A 13,955-nucleotide genomic window follows, 5' to 3' on the forward strand; every position below is an offset into this window, starting at 1 on the left:
ATTAGTTATTTCTGAAAGTTGGTAACTCCGGAAGTTTGGTTTGGGTAACAACATTTTGTTTGACCCATGTATCAATCTGTTCTTTAATGAACACGTTTTTGGTTCCAAGTTTCGCATAGGGTATGAAATTCATACCCACCCAACGGTAAACTGTTGATTCTGCAACGTGTAAATACTTACTGACCATTTCTACATTCATATAAAATGATTCATCTATTTTGTTTTCTGTTTTCATTACTTTTCAATTGTAAATTATAAGCTAAAAATTTGGTGTTAGGAAAATTTGAGTGCTATCAAATTGTGATCAAGTCTCTGGCGTAGAGTATGTTGAGCCAAGCAATTTTATGATCTGGTTCTCTCTTGGAGATCTTTCGAGCCAAACAAATAGCAGATCGATCTCTCTCCGAGGATCCCTTTTTCTCTCCCGGGGCTGCCGGGAGCCTTGCCGGAAGCTCTGCGGGGTATTCTGTCTTAATATATGATATTCAGGTAGTTATAAACTAAACTCAATATCTCTTTCGAAATTTTCTGGTATTTTTTCAGAGTTGACCTGTTTTTTCGATTTACTTTTCGACAAAAACCTGTTGATTCAAAATCTCTTGGAGAATCAAAAAAAATTCTGGCCTGGAAATTTCAAAAATCAGGGTATTGAATCTTTCAAACTTCCTGTTAACAGCAGTCTTCGTTTCTAATCAGGAATTTTGTTAACGATTCTTTTTAGATTCCTTTTTTGTTTGACACTTGTGAACTTGTTCAACTTATCAATCAAAAGAAGAACCTTTTCCCTGCTTGGTTCTGGTAATTTGTGGTTACCACTGTCTGCACCAATGTTTACCTGAATTGGATTACAGGACTTAATGAGTTCCACAAGTTCTTCCATATCAAATTCCAGTATAGGCTCGATGGTGACATACTTAGGTAAATCGATACGTAACATTGCTTCAGCACGTAAAGAGGGTTCGGGACTGTTGTTCATGATTTCTGGATAGAACCGATTTGATTCTATTGTTGTACAGATTACCGAATTTTGAGGTAATTCAAACTTTGACAATCTTCCGGGATTCTTGGTTTGAAAGAGATACTGGTTGTCGAAACTGTTACAATGATCGATAGTTCTTTGTATCCACTCCCTTGATATGTCTGAAGCAAACATATCATTACTACTACCAACGAAAATGAAATTTCCGTTTCCCAATTTTGTCCTGAGTTCTTTTTCATCAAACCGGACAGGATTTAGGTTTCCCCAACGTTTCACATAACAATAGGAACAATCATGGTAACAGGAGCCTTTGACTGTGTTCCATGTATGGGAAACGAATCCATACATGTTTCCTTTACTAACGTTTAAAGCCATAAAATTTAATTTAAAATATTAATAATGAATTATATAGTTCTGTCAACGAGTGGACACGCCGGATAAAATATCCAGTGTTCGCCGGAACAAATTGACCACCTTCCGCCGGTCAAAATGGTTGGGTTGCGCCGGAGCAAATTGACCACCCTCTAAGAACGATTTATCCTTGTTGATTAGCGGGCATTTATGATTAAGTTGGCTTTGTTCAATATAATCAAAATGTCAAATAAACTAATCATTATGAGCAAGGTAAGAAGCATTATCAGGCTTTACACCGAGGGTGTAAGTAAACAGTCCATCGGGGAACGGACAGGTCTTCCCCGCAATAGTGTTAAGAAGTATATCAGGTTGTTCCTGGCTTCGGGCAAATCGCCCCAGGAGATTCAACTGATGAGTGACACTGAACTTGAGCAGATGTTTCTGGATATGGTTCCACGCAATCATATTGAGAATGATCTGCGTTATCAATCTCTGGAAGCATTTTTCCCCACCATGGAAAAAGCATTGAAGATCCGGGGAAACACCAAGGAGAAGCTTTGGGAGCAATATTTTGAACAGCATCCTGCAGGCTATCGGTTTTCACAGTTCAAGCATTATTATCTTCTCTGGAAGAAGGTTCGTAATCCGGTTATGCACATTGAGCATAAGGCCGGGGAGAAGATGTATGTTGATTATGCAGGCGAAAAACTCAAGGTTTTAGATCCGGAAACATTAGACATCACAGAGGTAGAGGTTTTTGTCGCCATACTGGGTGCAAGCCAGTTGACCTACGTAGAGGCCAGTTATACCCAACAGAAGGAAGACTTCATCAACTCCTGCGAAAATGCATTACATTACTTCGGAGGTGTTCCTAATGCCATCGTTACGGATAACTTAAAATCGGCGGTAATCAAGAGTAATCGTTATGAGCCAACACTTAATGAGGCTTTTCGTGACTTCGTAAGCTATTATTCGATGGCGGCTTTACCGGCAGCTCCGTATAAACCCAAACACAAAGCGTTGGTAGAAGGTGCCGTCAAAATCATTTACCGTTCGATTTACAGCATTTTAAAGGGTAATGTATATTCTTGCATTGAACTGCTAAATAGCGCGATCAGGGAGGCACTGGAAGCTCATAATAACAGGCCGCTTACAGGAAGGCCATTCAGCAGGCGACAGTTATTCGAAGATACTGAACGACACTTTTTGCACCCTTTACCTGAAAAGAGATATGAGTTGAAGCGACGCTATATCGCTTCTGTGATGAAGAACAATTACGTCTGCCTTGCCGAGGATAAGCATTATTACAGTGTTCCTTACCATTTTATCGGCAAGAAGGTAACCTTGCTTTACAGCCAATCTGAGGTTGAAATTTATCACCGCTACGAGCGAATTGCAGTGCACAAAAGGAACAGGCACCTTTTTGGACACACAACAATAACAGATCATCTGGCCTCGCAGCACCGCTTCATGAGCGACTGGAACCCCGATAAATTTATCGAACGAGCCGCAGAGGTAGGCCCTCAAACAAAAGAATATATTATCCAGTTGCTAAATGCCCGGCAGCATCCGGAGCAGACCTATCGATCCTGCCAGGGAGTTTTAAGTTTTTCGGTACGTGCCGGAAAAGAGCGGCTTAACAATGCTTGTCTGCGTGCACTTCAATATGGCGATTACAGCTATCAGACCATCCGGGTAATCCTTGAAAAAGGACTTGACCGAAACGTTGATGATCAGCAGCATGTTGATCAGTCAATGCCCCCTCACCTGAACATACGTGGTAAAAACTATTACCGGTAATATCTCCCCGGAGGAAAGCTGTAACGGCTACCCCTCCGGGTATTGTTTAACCTTAAATCGAATAAAATGAATGAGCAAACGCTTCAAAAAATGAGACAGATGAAGTTCTTCGGTATGGTTCGTGCCTTTAGAACAAGCATCGAGAATGGCAGCATGATTCAAATGACAGGCGATGAAATGGTATCGATGCTTATTGATGCCGAATGGGATGATCGTAACAATCGCCGCATAGAGAGGCAAATGCGCAATGCAAAGTTCCGTTATAAAGCCAACATTGAGCAGTTGCACTTTGATATAGATCGCAACCTGGACAAAAATCAGTTCATGCGTATGGCTGAGTGTACTTTTATCGGAAGAAAAGAGAATCTTCTGATCACCGGGAGTACCGGAATAGGCAAGAGCTTCATTGCTTCTGCTATCGGAAATCAAGCCTGTACCCTTGGGTTCAAAGTACTTTATGCCAACACTACAAAGCTGTTTACAAGATTAAAAATGGCCAAAGCAGATGGTTCGTACATCAGAGAAGTTGCAAAGATAGAAAGACAGGATCTTTTGATTCTGGACGATTTTGGCTTGCAGCCGCTTGATGCATCAAACAGGTCGGTACTTATGGAAATCGTGGAAGATCGTCACGGAAACCGTTCAACCATTATAACCTCTCAGTTGCCAGTGGCACAATGGTATGAGGTTATCGGAGAACAAACAATAGCGGATGCAATACTTGACCGCATTGTTCATGATGCTCATCGAATGGAACTTGTAGGAGAATCAATACGAAGAAGACAACGAAACAAAATCGTAGAAACTGTTGAATCAGAATAAATAAATCTAATTTTGTATAACTCTAATCAAAACAAGGAAATGATCGTTCTCAATATTGAAAATAGGTGGTCAATTTACTCCGGCGAAAGGTGGTCAATATAAAACGGCGCGGACTGGTCAATTTAACCGGCAAATCCAATAGTGGCAGGAACTAGAAGATTAGCCCTCATGAACATGTTTCTTCACAATATTGGGGACATTGACTCAGATAACTTTATTTCTCCTGCTGATGCCTTAATTGCTGCTTCTCCAACAACCTATGATTATGTCCTGGCTAATCCTCCATTTGGTAAAAAGAGTTCCCAGACGTTCACCAATGATGAAGGTGAACAGGAAAAGGATGATTTGACTTACAACAGACAGGATTTTTGGGCAACTACCAGTAACAAGCAATTGAATTTTGTACAGCATATCCGTTCAATGCTTAAAACAACAGGATTGGCAGCAGTTGTTGTACCTGATAACGTATTATTTGAAGGTGGAGCAGGTGAAACAGTAAGGAAGAAATTACTTGAAACCGCTGATCTGCATACCATCTTACGTTTACCAACAGGAATTTTCTATGCCCAGGGAGTAAAAGCCAATGTCATTTTCTTTGATAATAAACCAGCTAGTAAAGCCCCTTGGACAAAAGAAATTTGGGTGTATGACTACAGGACAAATATTCACCACACCTTAAAGAAAAATCCTTTAAAACTGGATGATCTGAAAGATTTCATTTCTTGCTACAATCCATCAAACAGATTTAAAAGGAAAGAAACATACAATACTGAATCTAATCCGGAAGGTAATTGGAGAAAGTTCACTTATGATGAAATTATAAGCAGAGATAAAACCAGTTTAGACATCACTTGGCTAAAGGATAAATCTCTTGCTGATTTGGATAACTTACCTGATCCAGAAACAATAGCTGAAGACATCATTGAAAATCTGGAGGCTGGATTAGAAAGCTTTAGGGAGATAATGGTAAAACTAAATTCAAAAATAGTTTTATAGTCAAGATAATTGGAAATTTCTTTGTTCCAATTAATAACATGAATCTTAATTGGTTTTAGTGTTAAAAAAATGCAGTAATAATAGTAATTAGACTACTACCAAGATTGACTGCACTGAATGTCAAGGTAACTAATGTTACATTCTTTTTCTTCTGATTTTCAGAAGAGGATTCTTCAATTGAAAATAATCTAAGCAGTAAGAAATGTCTATAAATGGAGGTAATTGATAATATTAATATGGCTAGTATTATACCTAAGATATATTGTTTTGGATATAAGACCAAGTCTTGAAAAATGAAGTCTAATTTTAAGTTTTTCACATAACAAATTAATGCAACCCAAGAAGATACAAATATTAGAGCAATCATATATATAAGCTGATCAATAATAGCTTCTTGTTTCCAATTTTCAATTTTTGATCTATATAAGCGGGAAGTTGAAGAAAAAAAGTAAATGCTAAAAATTAATAATGCTAATGAAATTCCCAAAAATGTGAAATTACTTACATCCTTAGTTATATCTCTTGAATTTAATTTATACTCTTCAAGAGTTGAATTTAAACCAATAGCAAAATTTGGAGTACCATTGTTTAAACTATAGGTTATAAGCCCAGGGTAACCAGTCCCTAAACCTGTACCTCCACCTCCACCTGTACCTCCACCAGTACCAGTAGTTGAACCTGTACCTTCACCAGTACCAGTAGTTGAACCTTCTATTCTGTGTGCTCCAGTCCCATCTGTTCCATCAACTTTAGTGATCTCAAATTGAGAAGAAATATTTGTTGAATCAAGAACAATTGAGCCTGAGGTATAATTTTTAGCTTTTGAAAGACTCCTCTCTACTTCTGAAATAGTGACTTTCTCATCTTGATTCTTAATCTTTTGATTCAGTATATCAGACACAGGAACACTAGAGCAGAAACAACTGGAAAGGTTAGATACAATTAACTCCATAATATGTGTATATTGTGTTCTATGTAAAAATAATTATAATTCTATTCTATATATTAAATTAGTCTGGATATTATTTTCAACTTAAGTATTTATATGGCAATTTGTGTAGATATTTCTTCTCATTAGAATGTTACTTATAATAAGCTGGCAGCTATTTTTTTAATTTATTTGATAAAGGCAATAATGTAATTTACAACAAACTTTTTAAAGATTTAGTATCCTCTAAAAAAGTTATGGGAAATCACACAAATTATTACCTATTAATTCTTTCACTAATTAGATTGAAAGATGAGTTCCAAAGAATCAAAATACCCAAATTACACCCTCTTATTCAGCTTCTGAGTACAAAATCAATTCATGTAGTAGATGGTTGTGAGGATGTGCCTTCAAACAAAGATTTAGCAGCAGAACTTGATATTCCTATTACTAAATGTAATTCATATTTAAAGCAAATATTAGAGGAGCTAGTTAAAGATTTTGATGTCTATAAACCTTTGGAAATAGATAAGGTCATTCATCATGTAATGATCATGCTTCACTATGAAGAGTGGAAAAGAGCTGAAGAAAATAAGAAAAGTGATATGCCGGATTCTATATCATTTCATCTTCAACTTAAAGAGACTCCAAGAATTGGAGAATATATAGAATTTGAACTTGTTCCGGGCAATAGATTTGAAAGAGGAATAGTTCATGAAGTTAGGCATGTGATTCATGGAAAAACTCAAATCATTGAGATATATGCTCATCCATTGGACACGGATTATGACAGATGGATGAAATTAAAAGAAAAATATGAAACACATCAAAGATGGCTGAGACAAATAGAACTCTCAAATAAAAGAATTTGAGCCTAGACATGTTTTCTTTTACTTCCCATTGATTTTTCTTTTTGACAGGATTTGTATGTAGATTGTATGTATGAAAATAAAAAAGCAGCCACAACTCAATGTAACTGCTTGATTTTGAAGTGGGCCCAACTGGGCTTGAACCAGTGACTCCCTGATTATGAGTCAGGTGCTCTAACCAACTGAGCTATAGGCCCTGAAATATTGTAATGGTTTTATTTCCAGGTAAAATTTCAAACTACTAATCTGAACTCGTTTTTTCGGAGTGCAAGTTTACTGAATTCAACTAAATTTAACAAGTAAAATAATCAAATTCCTGACGATTCATTCTCAGGAGCATTTTCAGTGACTTCTTTTTGATTTTGTTCAGTTGTCGATTCTTCTTTTTCTTTCTTGTCCAGGTTATTGAATTGCTTCCGGTAAAAAATAATGATTGAGAAGATTCCTACAGAAATGGCAGAATCGGCAACATTAAATACCGGACGAAAGAATTGAAAATCAGTTCCTCCGACAAATGGAACCCAATTGGGGAAAATGCCCGAGAATAATGGGAAATAGAACATATCAACAACACGGCCGTGCAAAAAAGAAGCATATCCACCGCCAGCAGGAAACAGTGTGGAAACCTCACCATAACTGTCGTTGAAGATTAATCCATAAAAGGCACTGTCGATAATGTTTCCGATGGCTCCGGCAAAGATTAGCGAAACGCAGGCAATGAATCCCATTGGCAGACCTTTCTTAATGAGTTGGAGGATATACCAGCCAATTCCAAATACCGCAATTACCCTGAACAAGCTGAGGAATATCTTTCCGTAATTACCGCCAAACTCGAATCCAAAGGCCATTCCGTTGTTTTCAACAAAATGAATGATGAACCAATTGCCAATAACAGGAAATTCCTGACCAAGCGTCATGTTTGTTTTGATCCAGATCTTCAGGACTTGGTCGACCAACAGAACCAAAACGACGATGAGAATTGATTTTTGTAATTTTGACATCTTCGATAATTATAAAAAAATGATTGGAAGTATTTCTCTTCCAATCATTTCAGGCCGTATTTTAGCTTAATTTATTTCTGACTGTTTTTAGCATCAATGCTAAGTGTTGCATGTGGAACTGCGCGCAACCGTTCTTTCGATATTAATTTTCCGGTCTCACGACAAATACCGTAGGTTTTATTCTCGATTCGCACAAGAGCGGCCTGCAAATACTGAATAAACTTTTGCTGACGCTGCGCCAGTTTGCCTGCTTCTTCTTTCGAAAGCGTAGCAGCGCCCTCTTCCAGCACCTTGAAGGTTGGGGAAGTGTCCTGAGTGTCATTTCCATCGCTCTGGGTTATGGAGCTCTTATACATCACATAGTCCTTCTGGGCTTTTTCGAGTTTATCAAGAATTATTGCTTTAAATTCCTGTAACTCTTCATCCGAATATCTATTTTTTTCACTCATAACTTTAAGCTTTAGTTCACTGCCTGTTTCAAGCTTTTAAGACCTGCCTCAGACTCTAAAAGTATAAAAATATTTCGATTCCAAACAAGCTTTTAAGCATTCTGGATTCTTTCCATATTATGAATTCCTAACCACTTGAATGCGTGCTTCAACATCGGTGTCAATTTCCACGAGTGTTGAATTTTCTTCTTCCAGTTGGTCAACCATAACTAGTTCATAAGCAAGTGTTTGATTGCTGATGTATTCAGCAAAATTAGCTACAGCTAAGTTGTAGAAGTCGTGCTTCTGAATCTGAAGAACAATCCGGTCAGTCACCTCAAAATCGCTTTCTTTCCTGATATTTTGGATTTTATTGATGAATTCACGGGCAATTCCCTCTTGTTTCAGCTCTTCTGTTAAATTTATATCAAGAGCAATTGTCAATCCACCTTCACTGGCAACCAACCATCCGGGAACATCTTCGGTCTGAATTTCAACATCTTCCAAACTCAATGAAATTTTTTCGCCGTTTATATTCAAATCGTAGCTTCCGGTTTTTTCCAGATTGCTGATGTCTTGCTGATCAAAACCTGCAATTTCTCCGGAAATTTGTTTCATTAATTTACCGTATTTCGGTCCGAGCGTTTTGAAGTTTGCCTTTATTTTTTTGCTAATAATACCGGCGGCATCAGTCAGAAACTCAACTTCTTTCACGTTTACTTCCGAAAGAATAATGTTTTTTACGGCATCAAATTGCTCCTGAAATTCTTTGGTAAGGACAGGAACCATAATCTTAGCCAATGGCTGACGGACTTTCAGTTTTTCCTTCCGGCGAAGTCCTAAAATCATCGACGAAGCTTTTTGTGCCAATGCCATTTTCAGTTCCAGATCGCTGTTGATCATTGATTCATCACAAACCGGGAAATCAGCAAGGTGAACGCTTTGGTCAACCTCTTTACCCGTGATTTTGTTCAGATCAGTATAAAGCAAATCAGCATAAAATGGGGCAATTGGTGCACTGAGCTTTGCAATTGTACTCAAGCAAGTATAAAGCGTTTGGTAGGCCGAAATCTTCTCCTTATCGTAAGTTCCGCCCCAATAGCGTTTGCGGCTTAAGCGAACAAACCAGTTGCTCAGGTTTTCTGAAACGAACTCAGAAATAGCGCGTCCGGCGCGGGTTGGCTCGTATGTTTCGTAGCTTTCGCCAACTTCTTTCACCAGCGTATTGAGCAACGAAATAATCCAACGATCGATTTCGGGCCGTTCTGAAACCGGAATTTCTTCTTCAGCATAAGTAAATCCATCAATGTTGGCATACATTGCGAAGAAGTTGTAGGTATTATAAAGTGTTCCGAAGAATTTACGTTTCACTTCGTCAACTCCATTGATGTCGAATTTCAGGTTATCCCAAGGCTGTGAGTTGGTCAACATGTACCAACGCAGCGGATCGGATCCGTTTTCGTCGATTGCTGCAAATGGCTCAACAGCATTTCCCAACCGTTTCGACATTTTGTTGCCGTTCTTATCCAACACCAATCCGTTTGAAATGATGTTTTTAAAGGCTACTGATTCGTCGATCATGGTCGAAATAGCATGCAGGGTGAAGAACCATCCACGCGTTTGGTCAACACCTTCGGCAATAAAATCGGCCGGATACACCTCGTTGAATTTTTCCTTGTTTTCGAATGGAAAGTGGCGTTGAGCATATGGCATAGCGCCCGAATCGAACCAAACATCAATCAGGTCAGTTTCGCGGAACATTTTCTTTCCTGAAGCCGAAACAAGGAAAATGTCGTCAACAAATGGGCGGTGCAGATCAATCTTTTCGTAGTTTTCTTTCTGATTGTTGCCAATCTCAAATCCTTCGAAAATGTTTTTATCCATCAATCCGGCAGCCACTGCCTTGTCGATTTCATTCATCAGCTCTTCGGTCGAACCAATACATTTTGTTTCAGTGCCATCTTCGGTTCTCCAGATCGGAAGCGGAGTTCCCCAGAAACGCGAACGGCTCAGGTTCCAGTCAACTAAGTTTTCGAGCCAGTTGCCGAAACGTCCGGTTCCGGTTGAGGCAGGTTTCCAGTTGATGGTATTGTTGAGGGCAATCATTTTATCTTTAACAGCCGTAGTGCGGATGAACCATGAATCAAGTGGGTAATAAAGGATTGGCTTATCGGTTCTCCAGCAATGCGGATACGAGTGAACGTGTTTTTCAACTTTAAAGGCTTTGTTCTCTTTTTTCAGCATCACACTGATGTCGATGTCCACTGTTGCATCGTCTTCTGTAAGCGTATCGTCGTATTCATTTTTGACGTAGCGACCAGCAAATTCGGTGTATTCTAACTGATTCACATATTCGGATACGAAAGCCGGATCCATATTTTCGATCAGGAAAAACCGTCCGTTGCGATCGACTAAAGGTTGACGTTTGCCTTCCAGATCGTCGACAATGAGCGGAGCAATACCACTTTGTTTGGCTACGCGATCATCGTCGGCACCAAAAGTTGGAGCGATGTGAACGATTCCGGTTCCATCTTCGGTGGTCACAAAATCGCCGGTAATCACCCTGAAAGCATCGCCTTTCGGTTTTACCCAGTTGATGAGCTGTTCGTAATTCACCCCTTCGAGCTGAGTTCCGGAGTATTCGCCCAGGACTTGGTATGGTATTTTTTTGTCGCCTGCACTATAATCTTCCAGCGCAAGTTCTGCATTTTTGGGATCAAAATGAGCAGCCAACAGATTTTTAGCCAAAATCAGGGTAACTGGCTCCCCAGTATATGGATTGAATGTCCTGACTTTCAGGTATGTAATTTTTGGACCAACGCACAAAGCCGTGTTCGATGGTAATGTCCATGGTGTTGTTGTCCAAGCCAGGAAATACAAATCGGTTTCGACATTTTCAAAGAGGAATTCCGATTTTTCGTTCCGGATGGCTTTAAATTGAGCAACAGCCGTGGTATCTTTTACATCGCGATAACATCCGGGCTGGTTCAATTCGTGCGAACTTAGACCGGTTCCGGCGGCAGGCGAAAATGGCTGAATGGTGTAGCCTTTGTATAGCAGATTTTTCTCGAAAAGCTGTTTCAGCAACCACCAAACGGTTTCAATGTATCGATTATCGTAAGTGATATATGGATCGTCCATGTTCACCCAATAGCCCATTTGACGGGTTAATTCTTCCCATTCGCGGGTATATTTCATAACCTCAGTGCGGCAGGCAGCATTGTATTCGGCCACACTAATCTTTTTCCCAATGTCGTCTTTGGTAATTCCAAGCGATTTTTCAACACCCAATTCAACCGGAAGTCCGTGAGTATCCCAGCCAGCCTTACGGTGAACGCGGAAGCCTTTCATGGTTTTGTAGCGGCAAAACGTATCTTTAATGGCACGAGCCATTACATGGTGAATGCCGGGCATTCCGTTTGCAGATGGAGGTCCTTCGTAAAACACAAATGTGGGTTTGCCTTCACGAGTCGTTATACTTTTGTGAAATGTATCGTCATCTTCCCATCGTTTCAATACATCTTTATTGATTTGGGAGAGGTCTAATTGCTTGTAAACCTGAAATTTATTGCTCATCGGAACGTAAATTATAGCCTTATTTTTTGAAAGGACAAATATAGAAAAATTTAGTATTGGTAATTCAAAAGCTTTGCCGTGACAAGGAATCTGATGAATTGCAATAAATAATTAATATTCAGGGTAGATTATATGACTTGGGAGCCGAAGTTAACCGTGAATTTGATGAATGAAAAAACCAGATAAATAGGCCGAATTGGCTTATTTATCTGGTTTTATAGGTACTTGTCAACTTCAGAACAAGATTTATTGGTACTAGTCGACAAATTTATAGCCGATTCCCTTTAGTGTCTTAATTAGATCGTTGCCTATTTTTTCTCGAAGCTTCCGGATGTGAACATCAATCGTCCGGTCTCCAACGACCACATTGTCGCCCCAAACTGAATAATAAATTTCTTCGCGGGTAAACACTTTCCCTGGTTTTGAAACTAAAAGTGATAGCAATTCAAATTCCTTTCGCGGAAGAATCATTTCTTCGCCGTCTTTCATGATCAGATAACGTTCTTTGTCGATAACCAGATTTCCAATCGTGACGGTATGACCACTTTCGATAACAGCTACCGGCGCAGTTCCAACGGTTGAAGTGCGTTTCAGTAAAGCTTTTACCCGGCTGACCAGAACTTTTGGGCGTATGGGTTTGGTGATGTAATCATCGGCACCAGCCTCGAATCCGGCAATTTGCGAATAATCTTCACCACGGGCAGTGAGGAATGCTATAATGGTGTGCTGCAAAACAGGGATTCTTCTAATTTCTTCGCAGGCGGCAATACCATCCATTTCAGGCATCATTACATCCAGAATAATCAGATCAGGAAGAACCTTCTCTGCTACTTTTATTGCTTCTGCGCCATTTTGGGCAGTATAAACTTTATATCCTTCTTTTTCCAGATTGTAGCTGATAAATTCCAGAATATCAACTTCGTCATCGACGAGCAAAATTTTTGATTGACTGTCGCTCATAGTAGTTATTGAATTTGAATTTAAAAGTAAAGATTACTTTTGGATCAGATGATATGTTTACTTAAAATTTTGTTTGAAAATTAGCAATTTCATTTGATTTTCCACATTTAATTTTCGCCTTTTTATCTGTGCCTTGATCTCCAGGTTTTACTTTGCTTTTTCAAGCGTAAAAGTAAAGGTTGTTCCCTTGTCAACCACACTTTTTACATTGATGGTTTGATCGTGAGCTTCAATGATATGTTTTACAATCGACAAGCCCAGTCCAGTTCCTCCTTGCTCGCGCGAGCGAGATTTATCGACTCTGTAGAAACGCTCAAAAATGCGGTACAAGTCAGCTTTATCCATCCCGATGCCGTTATCACTGACCTCGATTAGGATGGTTTCATGCAGATCATAAAATCCAACTTTGACGTGTCCTTTCTTTTTTCCGTATTTAATACCGTTGCCAACCAGGTTATTCATTACTTCCATAATCCGCTTTTTGTCGGCCAAAACCATGATCGGTTTATCGGTTTTAGTCGCAAATTGCAATGAAATATTTCGTTCGTTGGCAAGCATTTGCGCCAGTTCGAATACGTCTTCGGTTAATTTAACAAGGTCTAATTCAACGCAATTTAATGTCAATTCTCCCGATTCAAGTTTGGTTATCGACTCCAAATCTTCTACAATCGAGATCATTCGGTCGATACTCTTTTCTGTTCGCTGAAGGTATAATTTGTTAATTTTCGGATCGTCAATTCCGCCTTCGAGTAAAGTCAGTACGTAGCCCTGAATGTTGAAAATGGGAGTTTTAAGTTCGTGCGAAACATTTCCTACAAACTCTTTTCGGTATTTTTCCAGATCTTTTAACCGGGTAATTTCCTGAGTCTGATTTTTGGCCCATTCTTCAACTTCTTTTTGTACATCCGAAATGTTTGTTGTGCTTATTGCTTCAAGCAATTTCCCTTTTTTCCCGCTGATCGGTACTTCACGAATGGTTTTATAAATGGGTTTAATTTTGTCGTTGATGTATGTGTTCAGGATAAAAAGCACCAAAAAATAAGAAACTGCACAGAATAGAACGACGAAAATGAAAGAGTAGGTCAGGCCAAAGTCCTTTTTCGACTCAATCAGAAAGAATCCAAAGTTGGAAAGCAATAACAATACCGTGATGTATAATGATAGTCGCTTGGCAGAGTATGTCTTCATATTCAAGTTTGTTTCTTGTGAGGTTGCAAAATTAATTGATTTTGTGGAGCTTTT

12 protein-coding genes and 1 tRNA gene are annotated in these 13,955 nt (G+C 39.1%); 4 read left to right on the forward strand and 9 right to left on the reverse strand.

The genetic code is table 11. The annotated features are described in order from the left end of the window. Position 1: 1 nt before the first annotated feature. A complete protein-coding gene (locus tag AQPE_RS10205) occupies positions 2-235 on the reverse strand; it encodes a helix-turn-helix domain-containing protein (RefSeq protein ID WP_318350955.1) in 234 nt (77 codons plus the stop codon). A gap of 453 nt (positions 236-688) precedes the next feature. Next, complete coding sequence (locus tag AQPE_RS10210; RefSeq protein ID WP_318350956.1) at positions 689-1,354, reverse strand: hypothetical protein; 666 nt, start codon at positions 1,352-1,354, stop codon at positions 689-691. A 240-nt stretch (positions 1,355-1,594) separates the two neighbouring features. Between AQPE_RS10210 and istA the strand changes: the two genes are divergently transcribed. The 3 genes from istA (at position 1,595) to AQPE_RS10225 (ending at position 4,951) form a co-directional block, all read left to right on the forward strand. Then, the gene (gene istA / locus AQPE_RS10215) at positions 1,595-3,133 is read left to right on the forward strand and encodes an IS21 family transposase (RefSeq protein WP_318346873.1); all 1,539 of its coding nucleotides are present in this window, start codon (positions 1,595-1,597) and stop codon (positions 3,131-3,133) included. A gap of 90 nt (positions 3,134-3,223) precedes the next feature. After that, positions 3,224-3,955, forward strand: a complete 732-nt coding sequence (istB, locus tag AQPE_RS10220; RefSeq protein ID WP_318346872.1) for an IS21-like element helper ATPase IstB — start codon at positions 3,224-3,226, stop codon at positions 3,953-3,955. A 141-nt stretch (positions 3,956-4,096) separates the two neighbouring features. After that, positions 4,097-4,951, forward strand: coding sequence for an HsdM family class I SAM-dependent methyltransferase (locus tag AQPE_RS10225; protein ID WP_318350957.1), 855 nt, complete (start codon positions 4,097-4,099; stop codon positions 4,949-4,951). Positions 4,952-5,012: 61 nt separating this feature from the next. Here AQPE_RS10225 and AQPE_RS10230 read toward each other — a convergent pair whose 3' ends face one another. Then, a complete protein-coding gene (locus tag AQPE_RS10230; RefSeq protein ID WP_318350958.1) occupies positions 5,013-5,903 on the reverse strand; it encodes a hypothetical protein in 891 nt (296 codons plus the stop codon). A 233-nt stretch (positions 5,904-6,136) separates the two neighbouring features. On the opposite strand from AQPE_RS10230, the gene AQPE_RS10235 reads away from it, so the two are divergent. Continuing rightward, positions 6,137-6,751 (forward strand): hypothetical protein, encoded by a 615-nt coding sequence (locus AQPE_RS10235; protein WP_318350959.1) that lies wholly within the window; start codon positions 6,137-6,139, stop codon positions 6,749-6,751. A 120-nt stretch (positions 6,752-6,871) separates the two neighbouring features. On the opposite strand, the gene AQPE_RS10240 is transcribed toward AQPE_RS10235, so the two are convergent. From AQPE_RS10240 to AQPE_RS10265, 6 genes are all read right to left on the reverse strand, one after another. Next, positions 6,872-6,945 (reverse strand) — tRNA-Ile (locus tag AQPE_RS10240). A gap of 111 nt (positions 6,946-7,056) precedes the next feature. Next, a complete protein-coding gene (locus AQPE_RS10245; RefSeq protein WP_318350960.1) occupies positions 7,057-7,749 on the reverse strand; it encodes a lipoprotein signal peptidase in 693 nt (230 codons plus the stop codon). Positions 7,750-7,820: 71 nt separating this feature from the next. Next, on the reverse strand, positions 7,821-8,198 hold the full coding sequence (locus AQPE_RS10250) for a TraR/DksA family transcriptional regulator (protein WP_318350961.1): 378 nt from the start codon (positions 8,196-8,198) through the stop codon (positions 7,821-7,823). A gap of 117 nt (positions 8,199-8,315) precedes the next feature. Next, positions 8,316-11,753, reverse strand: a complete 3,438-nt coding sequence (ileS, locus tag AQPE_RS10255) for an isoleucine--tRNA ligase (protein WP_318350962.1) — start codon at positions 11,751-11,753, stop codon at positions 8,316-8,318. Between the two features lie 255 nt (positions 11,754-12,008). Next, positions 12,009-12,713, reverse strand: coding sequence for a response regulator transcription factor (locus AQPE_RS10260; protein ID WP_318350963.1), 705 nt, complete (start codon positions 12,711-12,713; stop codon positions 12,009-12,011). Positions 12,714-12,860: 147 nt separating this feature from the next. Next, positions 12,861-13,901 (reverse strand): sensor histidine kinase, encoded by a 1,041-nt coding sequence (locus AQPE_RS10265; protein ID WP_318350964.1) that lies wholly within the window; start codon positions 13,899-13,901, stop codon positions 12,861-12,863. Positions 13,902-13,955 lie beyond the last annotated feature (54 nt).

It is taken from the genome of Aquipluma nitroreducens, from assembly GCF_009689585.1.
GTDB lineage: Bacteria > Bacteroidota > Bacteroidia > Bacteroidales > Prolixibacteraceae > Aquipluma > Aquipluma nitroreducens.

Excerpts from the sequence above, each read along its gene's own strand:
- AQPE_RS10205 (WP_318350955.1), bottom strand. The coding sequence starts at position 235 with ATGAAAACAGAAAACAAAATAGATGAATCATTTTATATGAATGTAGAA.
- AQPE_RS10210 (WP_318350956.1), bottom strand. The coding sequence starts at position 1,354 with ATGGCTTTAAACGTTAGTAAAGGAAACATGTATGGATTCGTTTCCCAT.
- istA (WP_318346873.1), top strand. The coding sequence starts at position 1,595 with ATGAGCAAGGTAAGAAGCATTATCAGGCTTTACACCGAGGGTGTAAGT.
- istB (WP_318346872.1), top strand. The coding sequence starts at position 3,224 with ATGAGACAGATGAAGTTCTTCGGTATGGTTCGTGCCTTTAGAACAAGC.
- AQPE_RS10230 (WP_318350958.1), bottom strand. The coding sequence starts at position 5,903 with ATGGAGTTAATTGTATCTAACCTTTCCAGTTGTTTCTGCTCTAGTGTT.
- AQPE_RS10235 (WP_318350959.1), top strand. The coding sequence starts at position 6,137 with ATGGGAAATCACACAAATTATTACCTATTAATTCTTTCACTAATTAGA.
- AQPE_RS10245 (WP_318350960.1), bottom strand. The coding sequence starts at position 7,749 with ATGTCAAAATTACAAAAATCAATTCTCATCGTCGTTTTGGTTCTGTTG.
- AQPE_RS10250 (WP_318350961.1), bottom strand. The coding sequence starts at position 8,198 with ATGAGTGAAAAAAATAGATATTCGGATGAAGAGTTACAGGAATTTAAA.
- ileS (WP_318350962.1), bottom strand. The coding sequence starts at position 11,753 with ATGAGCAATAAATTTCAGGTTTACAAGCAATTAGACCTCTCCCAAATC.
- AQPE_RS10260 (WP_318350963.1), bottom strand. The coding sequence starts at position 12,713 with ATGAGCGACAGTCAATCAAAAATTTTGCTCGTCGATGACGAAGTTGAT.
- AQPE_RS10265 (WP_318350964.1), bottom strand. The coding sequence starts at position 13,901 with ATGAAGACATACTCTGCCAAGCGACTATCATTATACATCACGGTATTG.